Annotated in this window: 17 protein-coding genes; 5 read left to right on the forward strand and 12 right to left on the reverse strand. The window is 34.8% G+C overall.

Annotation, left to right across the window (positions count from 1 at the left end; all coding sequences use genetic code 11):
- Nucleotides 1-71 precede the first annotated feature (71 nt).
- A complete protein-coding gene (locus tag ES724_RS07595) occupies nucleotides 72-824 on the reverse strand; it encodes a LytR/AlgR family response regulator transcription factor (protein WP_146931718.1) in 753 nt (250 codons plus the stop codon).
- Nucleotides 805-1,890 carry a sensor histidine kinase gene (locus tag ES724_RS07600; RefSeq protein WP_146931721.1) on the reverse strand — a complete coding sequence of 362 codons (1,086 nt, stop codon included), beginning with the start codon at nucleotides 1,888-1,890 and terminating at the stop codon, nucleotides 805-807. Before ES724_RS07600 ends, ES724_RS07595 begins: the two co-directional genes overlap by 20 nt.
- Before the next feature lie 1,189 nt (nucleotides 1,891-3,079).
- Between ES724_RS07600 and ES724_RS07605 the strand changes: the two genes are divergently transcribed.
- Nucleotides 3,080-4,294: a multidrug effflux MFS transporter gene (locus tag ES724_RS07605; protein ID WP_146931724.1), complete on the forward strand. Its 1,215-nt coding sequence runs from the start codon at nucleotides 3,080-3,082 to the stop codon at nucleotides 4,292-4,294.
- 129 nt (nucleotides 4,295-4,423) lie between these two features.
- Here the strand turns inward: ES724_RS07605 and ES724_RS07610 are convergent, their stop codons facing one another.
- Nucleotides 4,424-4,789, reverse strand: a complete 366-nt coding sequence (locus tag ES724_RS07610) for a hypothetical protein (RefSeq protein WP_146931727.1) — start codon at nucleotides 4,787-4,789, stop codon at nucleotides 4,424-4,426.
- A gap of 561 nt (nucleotides 4,790-5,350) precedes the next feature.
- A complete protein-coding gene (locus ES724_RS07615) occupies nucleotides 5,351-6,178 on the reverse strand; it encodes a GIN domain-containing protein (protein ID WP_146931730.1) in 828 nt (275 codons plus the stop codon).
- A gap of 313 nt (nucleotides 6,179-6,491) precedes the next feature.
- Between ES724_RS07615 and ES724_RS16895 the strand changes: the two genes are divergently transcribed.
- The 3 genes from ES724_RS16895 to ES724_RS07625 all read left to right on the forward strand — a co-directional run bounded on the left by ES724_RS16895 (nucleotide 6,492) and on the right by ES724_RS07625 (nucleotide 7,789).
- A complete protein-coding gene (locus ES724_RS16895; protein ID WP_262712802.1) occupies nucleotides 6,492-6,578 on the forward strand; it encodes a hypothetical protein in 87 nt (28 codons plus the stop codon).
- Nucleotides 6,562-7,359 (forward strand): cation diffusion facilitator family transporter, encoded by a 798-nt coding sequence (locus ES724_RS07620; RefSeq protein WP_262712800.1) that lies wholly within the window; start codon nucleotides 6,562-6,564, stop codon nucleotides 7,357-7,359. The genes ES724_RS16895 and ES724_RS07620 overlap by 17 nt, the downstream gene beginning before the upstream one ends.
- 130 nt (nucleotides 7,360-7,489) lie before the next feature.
- Complete coding sequence (locus ES724_RS07625; RefSeq protein ID WP_146931733.1) at nucleotides 7,490-7,789, forward strand: HPF/RaiA family ribosome-associated protein; 300 nt, start codon at nucleotides 7,490-7,492, stop codon at nucleotides 7,787-7,789.
- A 71-nt stretch (nucleotides 7,790-7,860) separates the two neighbouring features.
- Here ES724_RS07625 and ES724_RS07630 read toward each other — a convergent pair whose 3' ends face one another.
- From ES724_RS07630 to ES724_RS07640, 3 genes are all read right to left on the reverse strand, one after another.
- A complete protein-coding gene (locus ES724_RS07630) occupies nucleotides 7,861-8,721 on the reverse strand; it encodes a formate/nitrite transporter family protein (protein WP_146931736.1) in 861 nt (286 codons plus the stop codon).
- A 72-nt stretch (nucleotides 8,722-8,793) separates the two neighbouring features.
- Nucleotides 8,794-9,420: an NADPH-dependent F420 reductase gene (locus ES724_RS07635; protein WP_146931739.1), complete on the reverse strand. Its 627-nt coding sequence runs from the start codon at nucleotides 9,418-9,420 to the stop codon at nucleotides 8,794-8,796.
- A gap of 247 nt (nucleotides 9,421-9,667) precedes the next feature.
- Nucleotides 9,668-11,653 carry an aconitate hydratase gene (locus tag ES724_RS07640; protein ID WP_146931742.1) on the reverse strand — a complete coding sequence of 662 codons (1,986 nt, stop codon included), beginning with the start codon at nucleotides 11,651-11,653 and terminating at the stop codon, nucleotides 9,668-9,670.
- Nucleotides 11,654-11,787: 134 nt separating this feature from the next.
- Between ES724_RS07640 and ES724_RS07645 the strand changes: the two genes are divergently transcribed.
- Nucleotides 11,788-12,354, forward strand: a complete 567-nt coding sequence (locus ES724_RS07645) for a hypothetical protein (protein ID WP_146931745.1) — start codon at nucleotides 11,788-11,790, stop codon at nucleotides 12,352-12,354.
- Between the two features lie 187 nt (nucleotides 12,355-12,541).
- On the opposite strand, the gene ES724_RS07650 is transcribed toward ES724_RS07645, so the two are convergent.
- The 5 genes from ES724_RS07650 to ES724_RS07670 form a co-directional block, all read right to left on the reverse strand.
- Nucleotides 12,542-13,264, reverse strand: a complete 723-nt coding sequence (locus ES724_RS07650; protein ID WP_146931748.1) for a hypothetical protein — start codon at nucleotides 13,262-13,264, stop codon at nucleotides 12,542-12,544.
- A gap of 84 nt (nucleotides 13,265-13,348) precedes the next feature.
- A complete protein-coding gene (locus ES724_RS07655) occupies nucleotides 13,349-13,924 on the reverse strand; it encodes a 4'-phosphopantetheinyl transferase superfamily protein (RefSeq protein WP_170249864.1) in 576 nt (191 codons plus the stop codon).
- A complete protein-coding gene (locus tag ES724_RS07660) occupies nucleotides 13,921-14,172 on the reverse strand; it encodes an acyl carrier protein (RefSeq protein ID WP_026838606.1) in 252 nt (83 codons plus the stop codon). The genes ES724_RS07655 and ES724_RS07660 overlap by 4 nt, the downstream gene beginning before the upstream one ends.
- Before the next feature lie 121 nt (nucleotides 14,173-14,293).
- The gene (locus ES724_RS07665; RefSeq protein WP_146931754.1) at nucleotides 14,294-15,571 is read right to left on the reverse strand and encodes a beta-ketoacyl-[acyl-carrier-protein] synthase family protein; all 1,278 of its coding nucleotides are present in this window, start codon (nucleotides 15,569-15,571) and stop codon (nucleotides 14,294-14,296) included.
- A gap of 108 nt (nucleotides 15,572-15,679) precedes the next feature.
- The gene (locus tag ES724_RS07670) at nucleotides 15,680-16,129 is read right to left on the reverse strand and encodes a 3-hydroxyacyl-ACP dehydratase FabZ family protein (protein WP_146931757.1); all 450 of its coding nucleotides are present in this window, start codon (nucleotides 16,127-16,129) and stop codon (nucleotides 15,680-15,682) included.
- Between the last annotated feature and the right edge of the window lie 39 nt (nucleotides 16,130-16,168).

The following is a 16,168-nucleotide window of genomic DNA, read 5'->3' on the forward strand; positions in this document are numbered from 1 at the left end:
TAGACTGGGTTCTCGATATGCAAATTTCTTTGGATAAGAAAATAATGAAATCATTCCTTCTTGTTGCCTTCCTATGTATTCATCCATTTCTTGAAATCACTGGTCTTTGGTCTGCTAACAATAAATTCTTGGTCGCGTGGATTGGAAATAGAAAGTTTAACCCGATGATTGAAATAAGGGTCCATTTTCTGAATGGAAGATTTAGCTAAAATTTGCCCACGATTGATTCTATAGAATGTGTTTTGATCCAACGAATCAAATAATTCATCCATTGTTTCATCGATAATAAACCGCTTATTTGAAGTCACACCAAAAGTGATGCTATCCTCAGAATAGCAATACAGCAGTTCTGAAACTTTAATTTGTACAAACCCATTTCCCTCTTTGACCAACAAGCCTTCTCTTTTAGCGGTTGACTGCATACTACCAAGTAGTTGCTTTAATATGGAAGGATCGATACCAGTTGGTTTATTGGATTTCAAGAATTTATCCAAAGCATCATTCAAATCATCTTTTTGAATGGGTTTTAACAGATAATCTACACTATTCACTTTAAATGCTTGGATAGCGTATTGATCAAAAGCCGTTGTAAATATAATCGGAGCTTCTACCTCTATTTTTTGAAAAATCTCAAAGCTCAATCCATCGGCCAGTTGGATGTCCATAAATACCAAATCAAGGGTAGTGTTTTTTTGAAACCATAGTATGGCATCTTCAACGGTATCTATGATATCCAACAATTCATAATCGAAAGTACACGCTTTTAGCATGCGTTGTAATTGGCTTGCCGCCCGTGGTTCATCTTCAATTATTAATATTTTCATGGCTATTCTTTTGTTCTGATGTTTTTAATAAGGGAAGGGAAACAGAAAATTGATTTCCGTCATTTTGTATGTCAACTGACTTACTTGTAATCAGCGCATACCGCTTTTCGATATTTTTAAGCCCAACCTTAATTGATGGTAGTTGGGTCGATTTTACTTGGATTCTATTATCCACAATAATAGAATCATCTTTGATATTTATATGTACCTCTAGTGGTTTAGCTTTGGAAATTACATTGTGCTTAATCGCATTTTCCAATAAAAGTTGCAAACTCATTGGCACAATCATAGCATCAAGCGACGCTTTAGGAATATTCCAATTCAATTTTAAATTATCTCCAAACCGTTCAGATTGTATGTGGATATATGCTTTGGAAAATTTTAATTCATCTCGAAGCGTAATCAAATTGGCGTTGCCCGATTCTAAGAGAAAGCGGTACATATCCGATAGTTTGTCTACAAATTCGGTTGCATTTTCCTTGGAGTTTTGGTCGATGATATCACGTAGCGTATTAAGGGTATTAAAGAAAAAGTGCGGTTGGGCCTGATTTCGTAATGCGTCTAATTGTGCTTGTACTACCGCCTGTTTTGATTGTTCTTCTTCCCTAACCGAATTTTTGAGCCGTATGTTGTAATAAATAGCTTCATATATCGCCATTATCATGGTGGTTATTAAAATACTGATCAACAGCATTTTAATCCTAGGTGCGCCATCAACGTAATTAACGCCGGGAATTAATGATATTAGTGTACGACCTATAAAATCTACAAGAAAAACCGTACAAACGATAGCCAGAAAAAACAACGCATTACGCTTTGCATCATCACGAAAATCGGGGTATTTTTTTCGTAAAAAAATCATAGTCGCTCTTAATATTAACCAATAGATAATGCCAAGAAATAGCGAAAATCCCCAACTGAAAGCTGCTTCAACGAAAGAAAGAACCTCATTTGAATAATTGGAAAGGTAGGCCGTAACAAAACTAATAATTAGGACTCCAATTACAGAAAACCAAAAGTCATTAAAGCCTATATATTTTATACGTTTCTTCTTGTTGACAAGCATATTAATTCGATTGTAGTTTAACTAGGTATTATTCCTAAGTTCTTGTTAGTAGCACTCAAATTGCACAACGGTTTCTTGATTCATAAGTTTTAAATTTAAGAATAATAAGATTAAGTAGCGGGTCAAATATTTAACCTTTGGCTAGTTTATAAAATGACTTTATATTCAATCGTCGTTAAGTGTGGTTGAATTGTAAAATTTGTGTCTTGATTTTTTTGTTTAGCTCACGCGTTACTATTTTATTGGAGTTCGTGAAGCTCCTAAAGTCGATTTCTTTTTTCATCAAGGAAAAAAGATAATAATTAAACATTAATAGTAACGATTTCTAATCTCGGTTCTTAATTCTTATTAAGCAGCTGAAATCAAAAAAGGATGAATTAGAATACAATTAGAGCAAGTGCTTAGAAATTATCTCATAGAGTAATTTTAAGCTGTTGCGGCAAACTCACGAGAATCGCGTAGAAAAAAATCTTGCAGGATTATTATCGAATACGCGATTTTTAAATGAATCTAAAAGCTTAGCTTTTTTTTGGATCTGGCAATGCGGTTGGTCCCGAAGCTTCGGGAGTGTTTTAAAAATGATTGCATCTGCAATTATATTTTAAATAAACAATAAGCATCCCGAGTAATCGGGAGCAGCGGCAATTTTATGCATCGGCTACGGGTCAGCAAAGGCGCCACGGCAAATTAAGTGAGATATTTTACATAGTATAAATTATAGCTATCAAATATTCAAGAACATTCCAGTAAAACGGCTTTGACATAATATTTCGATATAGTATAGTAGGGATTATATCAAAACCTCGTAAAACCTTGTTTTAAATATGAATCAGCCACCGGCTAATCAATATTTAAAAGTGTACTATAATTTATATTATGTAAAACAGAATATTTAGAAGTTCCATTTCTCCTTTTTTTTTAGCCGGTTTAAAGAAAATGATTAAACAGTAACTTTCTGAAGTTCTTCCACTTCACTGTAATATTAATGAAAAAGCTTGCTGAACCCTATTTGTAAAATTTGGAATACATATAATCTCTTTAGCTTTTAATTTTAAAGTTGACACATAACCCTTAATTTCCAACTTTCTCTTTCAAACTAACCTCAGTCCATTTTTTTTTCTTCTAAATACTTCAGACTTTAAGCGCTTTGAGTTCTGTGTTTTTATAATCAATGAGTTATTTTTGCCCGATGCAAAAAAATATCAGGACTTCGCAATTTGAATTTGTGGCGCTTATGGCGTCCCTTATGTCTGTGGTGGCATTAGCGATCGATGCCTTATTGCCTGCTCTGGATATTATTGGGATTTCAATTGGGACTGTAAAAATCGTAGATAACCAATTGCTTATCACGATGATCTTTCTTGGTCTTGGATTTGGTCCTTTGGTTTTTGGCCCTCTTTCAGACAGTTTAGGGAGAAAACCAGTGGTATACATGGGTTTTGCCCTATTTATCCTTGCTAGTTTTATCTGTGTAAATTCAACAAGTTTAGAAATGATGGTGGCAGGACGGATCTTGCAGGGAATTGGCCTTTCTGCTCCCAGAACAATGAGTATTGCTATTATTCGCGATATGTACAGCGGAGACCATATGGCGCGTATCATGTCTTTTGTAACCGTTATTTTTATATTGGTTCCTGTGGTTGCTCCGGCTTTGGGTAAATTTGTTCTTGATTACTACAACTGGCATGGGATCTTCTATATTCAGGTACTCATCAGTATTTTAGTTTCGTGGTGGTTTTGGAAACGACAACCCGAGACTTTATCAATTCAAAACAAAAAAAGATTTTCTAAAAAGGGTTTTATAGGTGAATTTAAAGAACTGATAAAATATAAAAGGACCATTGGTTTTACCGTTATTGCCGGATTTATTACCGGATCTTTTATGGTTTACCTAAGCAGTTCACAGCAAATATTTCAGAATCAATATAATTTGAAGGAAGAGTTTCCATTCATTTTTGCAGGACTAGCAATATCTATAGGTTCGGCTGTTTTCCTCAATGGGATTTTGGTTATAAAGTATGGGATGGAAAAGTTGATCACAATAGCCTTGGTTTCATTTTTCGTGATCTCGGCGACATATATTGCCTTATTTTATAATACCCCGAATCCCGATGTTCGTATTTTGTTCTTGTTTTTTGCACTGCAATTTTTTAGTATTGGTTTTCTCTTCGGAAATCTACGCGCAATGGCTATGGAACCTGTGGGGCATATTGCCGGGATTGCTGCTGCCATTACCGGCTTTATTTCCACTATAATGGCAGTTCCTATCAGTATCTTTATTGGAAGGTTTATTTCTGAAACAGCTTTGCCACTGTTTATTGGTTTTTCAATATGCGCGGCCTTGTCAATTGGTTTGCTTATTTACTTAAAATCAGATGAGATACCAACCACCGTAACTCCCTGAAAAACAATAGTATAACCGATATTTAACAGAACAATAATTGCAAGCAGTTAGCAAACCTACTTTTTAATAATCCTGGATTTATCAGTTAAACCCTTAACTTCTATATTAGGCTTCCCATATACAGACACCTTACTTTTCTTCTACAACGGCTATTGGTTGTATTTCGCTTTTAACAAGTCTATAAATTTTTAATTGCGGCCGCGTTAATATATTTTTCATTTCTATAGTTTCTCTTGCCTGCATTCTATAGAGCATGTCAAGTTTATCTTTTGCTGTATACCTTTTTTCAATTTTAGCACGTTTAATCAAGAATTCTTCGATCTTCTTTTCAAATAGCACAAATTGATTTGCATCTAATGATAATTGTTTATTATATTCCTTGGTTATTCGTTCTGCTTCGGCATCATGCGATTCGGTATTTTTTTGCGTATAAACGTCCTGTGCAGATAATACACTGCTAAACATGATTGCCAGAATTAATAGTATTTTTTTCATAATTATAGTATTGACCTTAATATAATAGTAAATCCAATAGTTATCAAATTCTTTAAATAATTTTTAGGAGTTTTATTGAAAAACTAACATACTTTAAGAAAAATTCTTTAAAACACTCAGTTTCAACTGTAATTTCAAAATCATAATTATTTTTTCTGTATGTCCGCTTTAGTTCCAGTAAATAGTTTTTTATTAATTAATTACAGGTTGTTACCGTCATGCTGTCCCGAGACTTCGGGACTGGGTGACGCGACCATTTCAGATAGGATAATTTGGCAACTGGACTCTAAACGGATATACAATTTATTTTTCAATTCTATTTCTATAAGTGAGAATGGCTTTTCTCTCTTAACGCTCCACCTCTATTTCAACAGAAGCGATCCAAATAAATGCTTGTTCAATTGCTGGGATTAATTTTTGTAAAAATCTTAAGAAATCGCTGTTGTAATGTTTTGTCTTATCTAATGCCCCTATCTTTTAAGAAAACGATTATCTAGAAATTTTGGAGACTTTAGCTTAAGCATCTATTCTATAATAAACTTGTTTATTATAGCAGAAATTTTACTTTTTTATTATTCTGGAACTATTAGTGAGTCCTTTCAAATCAATCTCCGGATTGCCATACACAAATACCTTACTTTTTCCTTCGGCATTTATAACTAAATTTTTAGTTGCACGAATATAAATATCGGTGTTGTTGGAAGCATTTAGGATCGCTGTCCTAGCTTTCATTTTCTTGGCTTTCAATTCGGCTGAATTTTTTAAGTTAAAAACGGCATCATTCACTTTACCATCCATGTCTAACTGTGCCGACTTTGATAATTGTGCGCTTAAGTTGTTAGCATCAAGCTTTAGCTTTAGATCTGACCGATCACTAATATTCACAGTAACATCCTTAGATTGCATATTGATTTTACCTCCTGAATTCTTATTTAAAACAATGCTTCCTTCCTTGGACTCTATATCGAGATCGAACTTTGTAGATTGATTTCCTGTAAAACTAAAAAAATCTGACGATAGAGTTCCTTGAGTTTCAAGTTCTGCGTCATCATTCAATATAATAGTTGAAATTCCTTTTACACTCAAAATAATCTCTAATTTTTTACTTCCAGTAATCTTTGCCGTGGTATGTAATTTGAGAACCCCATTCTCAACCTCTATACTTACTACATCTGCAAGGTTTTGATCTGTAGTAAGTACATAACCGTTCTTTTTACTTTGTAAAAGAGTAACTTTTAAATTATTGTTGATCTCTAAAGCACTGAATTCCTTGTCTATAGAATTACTTACAGAAATGACTTCCTTATCCCCTTTAATTTTTTCCTTTTTTTGAGCTACACTTAAATAAGCTAGACAAACAAAGAATATAAAGCATAATTGTTTTTTCATGATTTCTTATATTGAAGAACCGTAGAAATAAACTCTCAAAATCTAGTGTTTACTTCATCGCCTTTTATAAATATACGACACAAGAACCTGTTTTTTAACAGTTTGTGACTATTATTTATTAATTAAGAAATAAAAAAAGCAATTTTAAAGCAGATAAGATTCTCCTAAAAATTCTTTAAAAATAGAAGCCCCCTCCCCTCTTCTGTACTAAATATTGTAATTTCCCGCTGACTAAAAATCTAAGATTTTATATATGTCAGGAAATTCTAAGATAGCTATCTAAGGTGCAATAGGCGCAAATATATTAATTGCAATTGGGAAATTTTTTGCTGCTTTCTTTACCGGAAGTTCAGCAATGCTTGCCGAAGGAATCTACTCTTTAGTTGATAGATACCGGTAATGGATTATTACTCCTATTAGGGATAAAACGCTCAAAACAAGAACCAGATGAAATGCACCCTTTTGGATATGGCTTAGATGTCTATTTCTGGAGTTTTGTAGTGAGTATTCTCATTTTCGCTTTAGGGGGCGGATTTGCAATTTATGAAGGAATCCATGCGCTTCAAGATCCGCATATTATAGAAAATCCTACCTGGAACTATGCCGTTCTTATTGCCGCTTTAATATTTGAAGGTACCGCTCTTTATTTAGCTTTAAAGACCTTCAACAAGTCTAGAGCTTCATCTGGAAACTTAATGAAGAATATAGTACAAAGTAAAGACGCCGCCACATTTGCGGTAATTATTGAAGATACTGCAGCAATTATAGGTTTAAGTATCGCTTTATTAGGCGTATTTCTATCTCAACAACTGCAAAACCCCTATCTAGATGGAGCTACTTCAGTTTCAATTGGAGTTTTATTGCTGGTGGTTGCTACATTCTTGGCGAAAGAAAGCAAGGGCTTGCTACTAGGAGAAAGCGCCAGTCCAAAAGTAATTGCTTCCGTAGAAAAGATCATGAAAGAGCATCCAAGTGTAAAAGATTGGGCACTACCACAAACGATGCATTTTGGGCCAGAGAGTATTCTTTTGGTTATCGAAATAGATCTAATAGATTCTATGGAATTGATGGAAGCAGAAAACACTATGGTTAAAATTCGGGCTGAGATACAACGCCAAGAACCTACCATTACAAAAGTATTTATCCAATCTTCCCATAACCTGCACCCTAAGCTTTCTTAAGTGTATTTTAAACTGAGGATCTTGATGATAAAAACTATCATAAATCTTTGCTAATTCTAGGCTGCTGGCTTGTTTAAGTTTAGGAAAATGGGTTTCTTAGGAGTAATTATTAACTGTAAAAAACAACAATATGGAAGCTATATTTCAATTTGTTCAACTAACTAAAAGTGAGCGTTTAGAAGAATTAACTCAGAAAAAACTAGATAAATTAGAAAATAAATATGATTGGATAATCCGTGCAGATGTATTCTTTAAGAAACAAGACGGAATGGAGCCTAAAGGATTTATTTGCAATATAAAAATAAGTGTTCCCGGACCACTGGTTTATGCGGAATCTAATGAAACATCATTTGAAGCAGCTATGGCTGAAACGGTAAGTGATCTAGATAGACAACTTTCTAAGCGCAAAGCACAAATGAATACGCATTAATTCCTTAGAGAATTTTTTAAAAGGTCTGAAGTTTAATTATTTCAGACCTTTTTTAGCTTTAACTTTTTAATCTAATCTACACTATATACAAAGGCACGATATTTTAATAATGCAACAAACACAACTCCACCAATTGCATTTCCTAATAATGCGACACTTTCAAATACCATATAATCTGAGATTGTGATTTTTGGTGAACTTAAAAGTCCAGCAAAAACTTCAACATTGCCAACAATACTGTGATGTAAACTCGTAAAGGCCATAATTCCAGTAATCATAATGATTAATAGTATTCTACTTACAGTTTCTTGCGCCGAAGATAGCATCCATGAAAGTAAGCCCATTAACCATCCCGCCAATACTGCACTAACCAATATTACTTGAGGTGAAAATGAAGTAACGTGACTGGCAATTTTTTCGACCGCAAGTAGGTTAAAAATACCTAAAGCAGGACCAATCCAAATTAATAGGGCAGATATTACCCAGCCTCCAACGAGATTTCCTAAAATCACCAATCCCCATAATTTTAGCAGATTTGTGATAGATTGCTTATTATTTAAAACCGGCAAGCTCAACAAGGAGGTTTGCTCTGTAAAGAGTAAAGATCTTCCTAAAATAACCAATATGAATCCTGCAGGATATACAAAGGTCATTAGTTTAAATATGGTGTCTTCGGCAACCTTACCACTAAAATAAGTATACACAGTACACATCAGTAAAAAACTAAAACCAATCTCTAGTCCTGCAGTAAAAGAAGATAATGCTATAAAACCGGGACTGCTACCAAAAACAGCCTTCCCTTCTTCCAACTGATCATTTAAAATCTCTCCATGTTCGCTTGCTTTGTTTTCATCTCCAGTATCTTCATGTTCTTTTAATTCAGAGTCAATATTTTTTTGTTTCTGTTCTTTATTTTTTTCTTCTTTTTCCATATTTACTTAAAGGATTTATTCTTTCCTTTCTCAAGTGATTCCCTTATGTAACTGGTTTTTTTTATAATATATCTAGGGAATCAACTTTTCTAATTCCTGTCTGTTCAAAGATTTCCCATAGATTTTTTGATCTGGATCCATTATCTTAGTTTTAGTTAGATCTCCTACATACACTGCATCGAAACCAATATCTTCAATCAATTTCCTGGTAATCTCTTTGCTTTCCTGATCTTGTGCGGCATAAGGTACTGCCAGTTTATCGGTTTCTTTAAAGGCTCTATTCTTTAAATGATCTGCATGGATAGTATTAAATGCTTTTGAAGTCTTAGCAGTATTAAATTTCATGGCAGTATATTCAGATGCATTTCTATTAGAGTCTTTTACTTCCTGGGCCATTTCTCCATCTCTTTCCGGATAAGGATTGGTAGCATCTATAATTACTTTTCCACCATATTCCCCAGCATATAATTCAGATAATCTATCTATGGCCTTATATGGAACTGCCAACAAATACACATCTGCATTTTCTTCAAATGCCTTTTCGATACTTACGGCTTTAGAATTTCCGCCAGCTTCTCTTACAATATCATTTAATTCCTCTGGATGTCTGGAGCTGAACAAAACTTCATGCCCTGCTTTGGCCCAATGCTTACCAAGATTCCCACCAATATTTCCACTTCCTATGACTCCTATTTTCATGATTTTACTTTTTTTGATTAGTTATTTCTTTAATCCCTCCTTGAGGGTTTAATTCCCCGTCCCGAACTATCGGGATACCTCGAATTTTGAAAAGTATTTCCCTCCCGAACCAACGGGACATACCTCGTGGGCTTCTTGCCCCGAGGTTCTTGAATCCCTCCTTGAGGCTCTGAATATAATTTACAAAGTATTATTCTCCAGAGCCATAGGGACCTACATCTAGTGGACTTAGCCCGAGCTTATTGATCTATTTATGCAAATCTTTTTCTTCAAGTTTCTCCTTAAACTCATTAATAATTCCACCTTTCAGTAAAATGCTTATTTGTCTATCACTTAAGCTATGTTTGCTAGGGATTTCTAGAAACTCGCCATTTTTTTTCTTGATGATCACCGAAATTTCTTTTCTTTCGGAAACATTGCTTGGCAGATTTTTAAAGGAAACCATGTCTCCTTGTTCTATTTTATCATAATCGGCTATGTCTATAAATTCTAAAGGCAGAATACCAAAATTCACCAAGTTTTGCCATGCGATCCTAGCATAGCTTTTAGCCAAAACTGCTACTTGACCTAAAAACTTAGGGGCTAAGGCTGCATGTTCCCGACTAGATCCTTGGGCATAATTTTCTTTTGCCACAACTATATGTCCCCCATGATCATTTTTGGCCTTCATCGCACGATCATAAAAAGTATCATCTATCACGGTAAATGAATACTTACTGATCTCTGGTAAATTACTTCTAAAAGGCAATACCTCTGCTCCTGCTTTCAAAATTTCATCTGTAGAGACATTGTCTCCCATTTTTAAAAGTACGGGAACGTTATAATTTTCTTGTAACTTTTCTATGTTAGGCAAACTTTTAATATTTGGACCTTTTATTAGATCTATATGAGACCCATCTTCCAAAGGAGCTACCAACATCTCTTTACTTATAATTTCCATTTCTGGTTGAACATATTTTGGATAACTCATTTTATACAACTTTTCCAGATCCCGAGGGTCCGTGATCTCACCAGTTAATGCTGAAGCTGCTGCGGTTTCTGGACTACATAAATGCACCATATCGTCTTCTGTTCCAGATCTACTAGGGAAATTTCTAGGCATCGTTCTCAGGCTAATGGTATCTGATGCTGGGGCTTGTCCCATTCCAATACATCCCATACATCCAGATTGATGAAATCTAGCTCCTGCTTTAATTAGATTTCCAAAAGCTTTGTTATCTATCATATTCTGGATGGTCTGTCTTGAAGTAGGATTCACATCAAAAGAAACATCATTGTTCACCGATTTATCTTTTACAATGGCACCAGCCATCCAAAAATCTCGCAATCCAGGATTTGCAGAAGAACCTAGTACTACCTGACTAATTTTTTTTCCAGCCACTTCACTTACAGGAACTACATTTCCTGGGCTTGTTGGCAGCGCAATTAAGGGTACAAGATCATCCAAAATTATTTCTTCGTGAAGATCATATTCACAACCCTCATCGGCTAAAAGTTCGCTCCAATCTTCTTCCCTATCTTGAGACTTCAAAAATCGTTTGGTTTCATTATCACTAGGGAATACAGTGGTAGTTGCTCCTAATTCTGCTCCCATATTGGCAATTACATGCCTATCCATAGCGCTCAAATATTTTAAGCCTTCTCCATAATATTCTACTATTTTTCCTACTCCACCTTTTACATCGTGCCTACGTAACATTTCCAATATCACATCTTTGGCACTTACCCAGTCTGGTAATTTTCCAGATAGTTTTACGCCCCAAACTTTAGGCATCTTCACAAAATAAGGTTTCCCTGCAATGGCTGCTGCAACATCTAAACCTCCCGTACCAATAGCCAACATTCCTAAAGATCCCGCAGCACAACTGTGACTGTCTGATCCTACCAATGTTTTTCCTGGTTTTCCAAAACGTTCCATGTGCACAGGATGACTCACCCCATTTCCCGGCCTGCTATACCACAATCCAAATCTTTGCGCAGCAGAGAGTAGGAATAAATGATCATCAGCATTTTTGAAATCTGTTTGTAAAAGATTGTGATCTACATATTGCACCGCAACTTCGGTCTTTGCTTTTTTAAGGCTCATAGCCTCCAACTCCAATTGTACTAAGGTTCCTGTTGCATCTTGCAGCAAGGCTTGGTCTATCTTAATTCCAATTTCTTTTCCTGGAATCATCTCACCTTCTAATAGATGCGATTTAATTAGTTTTTGAGTAACGTTTAGTTTTTGCATTTTTTTTTAATTTACATTTGAAAATATCAATTTTAGATGGATTTTGCTCTCTGTTTAACAATATCTTATAGCTTTGTATGCTCAATAATAGAAAATTAAGAAGTACAAGAAAAACATCTAAATCCTAGAACGGTATGAATATTATTGTAAAACGAGCTATTGCTGGAGGCGCGGTTTCCGCAATTATAATGGGAATTGGAACTTATATTTTGGGGGAAGTTTCAGGATATCAAGCTAAAGAATTGCTTTCCACTTCATTGTCAGGAGTTAATATGCTTTGTAATACGGTGATCTTAGGATCTTCTACTATTCTGGCACTAATGTTACCCTTGATTAGCTTAAGTACAGGTTCAAATTCTAGACTTACTAAAGTGCATTATAGCCACGTCTTAACTATTGCAAAATTTGTTACAATTCTCATTATCGCCTCGGTAATTACCTTTTTAATGTTGAATTTACCCATTACAGAAAGTGAAGAAGTTCCTAGCTCTTGGTTTACTATAATATATTATATAAGTCTAGCAATGGCTGCAATCTTAGGTGGAGGATTTGTAGCTATAGTAACTATGCTTTACGAAACAATTTCTAATATAATATTAATTGTTGGCTTTGGTGTAAAAGACCATCCTATGGTAGAAAAAGCTGAAGAAGAGGCAGAAGAGGCTAAAGAAGAAGCCAAGGAAAACACAGAGGAACAATAAAGTCTAAATTAGGGAAAAATAGTGCTTAGAAGTATAAAACACCAAGCATGAAAATAAAAAAGACTACTCGAGAAATAATTTTCAGAAACATTTACCGGAACTTTAATTTTTCAAAAATAGGAAAACTAAAATTGTGATTAATGCGAAATTATTTAGGGAATAGTCCTTTTTATATTTTTTTTTCAGTCTAAGCCTGCATTCTACTAAGTTTATTTAAAATATCTGTTTGATCTCCATCTTCTAAGTTGAAACCTGGTTTCCCATGTAAAGGAAAAAGATAACTGAATGATTCTTCAAAGGCTCCCCAACTTTCGGCCAGTCCAAATTCAGAATTTTTACTTTCCATCGTTGGTCTGGAAAAGGTGTTTAAGTCTTCAGAATAACCAGAACCTACGGCATCTTCCCCTGTAAATAACATTCCGTCATTAATATCAGAATAGATTAAGATAGATCCGCCACCATTACCAGGTAAGTCGTAGATTTTTAATCCGAAATGTTTGGTTATCTCCTGCTTGCCAGTAATATCCTTTAAACTATAATCATCCTTAATCGAATTTCTTGGGTGGGCAAAGATGGGTGCTTCTCCAGCATCTTTAGATAATGTTTTTAGATCCGAATATGCATTTTTATAAACCGAAGAATTACTAAGAATAATTCCTTTTATAGTATATCCATCTGTTACAAGTTGCTTTACAGCTTTAAGAGTTTCTTTTTCTACGACATCTATTAAAAGGATATCTTTTCTATTAATATGCCTAATTGCATATCCTTGATTAAATCCGTTCTCTTGTTCGCTTCCTTTAATTATAAAAGTATCGGGAATCAACTTTAAAAATTTCCCAATAGCTCCTTGTTCAATAAATTCGGCTGTTTGGCTATGTAAAATTTCCATTTTATCTACTTTCTTCATAAGATATTTTGGTTTTAAATTATATTTAAAGTTACAAAAGGACTGCAACTAATGCCAACCCCTTTAGTATTGTTTAACGAGTATTTAGGAGTTCATTAACGCGATTGCAAAAGCACTAAACCTACCGTGATGCGAAAGAGAAAATACCTGACTGGTATTTAGATTCCTACTGAACAACTGGGGGATGTTTTGTTTATTTTTTTGAATCCATAAGTTGGATTTCTGCTCTTTTAAAAGCAAGGAATATTCTGTAAATAATTTGTCTTTTAGAATATCTTCATCTTGAAAAATTTTTATAGAAGTATTGATGTTCTTCTCCAAAGTAGCCGTACTGTGAATATTAGCTCTTGTAATTCTTGAAAAAGTAAAATAAGATTGATTATTGGTCCTTACAATTCCTTGAAATTTATTTTTCTCTTCTGATATAATTTCACACTGAAAACTAAGCGGATTGTACTTTCTGGGTAAATCAAACTGGCGCTGATGTGCTTTGTATGTTGCTTCTTTCAAAGACCAGAATAGTTGAAGGGAAATTTCAGGCTTTTCGGAATCTAATATAGCGGTTTGCTCTGCTGAAGAAAATAATTTATTCAAATACCGGGGACTCTTCCAATTTGGAGAGATTGGAATTTCAAGATCTATAATATCATTCCCAATCAATTCTCCAATTTAGTTAAGATAATTCTCTTTGCATCTCCAGCAGTAAGCATCCCTTCCATAGAAGTGTTGTCTATCTCTATATTAAACTCGTCTTCTACATCAAGGATTACATCTACCAGATTTGCTGAATTTATTTTGAGATCCGATATAAAGTCGGTGCTATCGCTAAAATCTTCCAGGCCTTCTTTGCGTTGAACATAAGGAGTAACGATTGCTTTTATTTTTTCTAAAATTGTTTTATCGGTCATGGAGCTAATATAAAATGAATTGTATGTGACTAATTAAAAATACTCTTTTTAGTGATTTTTGAGATCAGAAAAACTAAAAATTATAAAACAGTGACCTGAAACCTGAATCTTGAAACCAGAATCAGCAAACATAATTATATTTCTTAAATATCACCACCGCATTCACATCGCCAAAACCAAAACTCGCTTTTGCTAGAATGTTGATTGGCTTTTCAATAGTTTTTCTTGGAATACGCTCTTCAGAAATTAGATCTAGTATATCAGGATGTATTTCTTCACAGTTGATATTTGGAAAGATAAAACCTTTATCTAGTTGCAACACACTGGCCACACATTCTATACTTCCTGAAGCACTTAAGCAATGTCCCGTCATCCCCTTTAGAGAGTTGATGTAAGGAAAATCATTCTCCAGATGCAATGCTTTTACCCAGTTTTCAATTTCTACAGAATCCTTACTTGTGGCGGTTAAATGCCCATTTATAGAATCTATTTCTGCAGCTGATATGCTTGAATTTATTAAAGCGCCAGTGATGCAACGCTGTACGGCTTCGTTATTGGCTGCGGTCATACTTCCCTCTCCCCGTTGCCCACCACTATTCACTTCTCCCCCCAATACTTCTGCATAAATTTTCGCTCCTCGCTCCAGTGCCGACTCTAGATCTTCTAGGATTAGTGCCCCTGCTCCACTTCCGGGAACAAAACCAGAGGCCTTAGCACTCATAGGTCTGGATGCTTCTTCAGGATTATCATTATAATTTCCCGGAAGAATTCGCATAGCATCAAATCCGCCCCATATATAAGGCCCATGGTCACCACAACTCCCAACAAGCATTCTTTTAGCTTTTCCAGCTTTAATACGCTCATAGCCCATTAAAAGTGCTTCCGTTCCGGTTGTACATGCAGATGAATTTGTAGTTACCTGATTCCCACAGCCTAAAATACCTCCCAAATAAGCACTTATGCCGCTGGCCATAGTTTGGATCACGCTAGTGCTGCCTAAACGCCTCGTTTTTCCTGCATCTATTAAATGAATGGCTTCTCTAAATTTATCTACTCCTAAGATCCCGGTTCCAAAAATGATTCCTGTGTCCCAATCTGGAGAAGCATTTTCTGCGATCTCAAGCCCGGCATCTATAAATGCATCGGTACCTGATACAACTCCATAAACAATTCCGCTACTATTCAAACCACGTCGTTGTAAAGGAGTGAAATATTCTGATAGTTTTTCTTCAGAAATAGAAGGCTTCCCTCCTATCTGGCAACTAAAATTAAGCTCTTTAAGTTGTGGATGAAAAGTGATTCCGCTTTTACCTGTTCGAAGTGCTTTTTCAAATTGAGGGATGCTCGTCCCATTGGGAGCACAAATTCCTAATCCTGTAATTACAACTCTTTTTTCCATTTTTAAATATCCTGAATTTTGGGGAAATTATCCTATATCATTTGTCTTGATTCTTGAATCTTGTCTCTAGAATCTTGATTTTTGATTTTTGATTTTTGATTCTTAAATTTAAGCCTTCATCATTCCCGAAATCGTTCCTCTGCAAACCAATTCATTTTTATTATTGAACATTTCTACCGCACATTTTAGTTTGTTGAATCTAAAATATTCTTTTTTAGAGACCACTTTCACTTGTTCTCCTGGATAAATTGGTACAAAGAAATCTATCTGAGTAGAACTCAGCGCAATTTGAACGTCTTCTGTTGTTATTTTTTTTTCTTCATCTAAATCATTCAGAAGGAAGATCCCTAAACATACCACCCCAATCTGTGCCATACATTCAGTTAAGATCACTCCGGGTGTTACAGGGTAATCTTTAAAATGTCCTTTATAAAAATGAGAATCCTCAAGAAATCTATAGGTTCCAGTACACCCCTGTCCATCTAACTGTAAAATTTCATCTACAAAGAGAAAGGGTTTTGTATACGGAAGTGCAGAAATTATTAAATCAAAACTCACCTGATTATTCGAAATTTGGGTTAATTAGTTTAGATAGCC

Source organism: Gillisia hiemivivida, from assembly GCF_007997295.1.
Lineage (GTDB): Bacteria > Bacteroidota > Bacteroidia > Flavobacteriales > Flavobacteriaceae > Gillisia > Gillisia hiemivivida.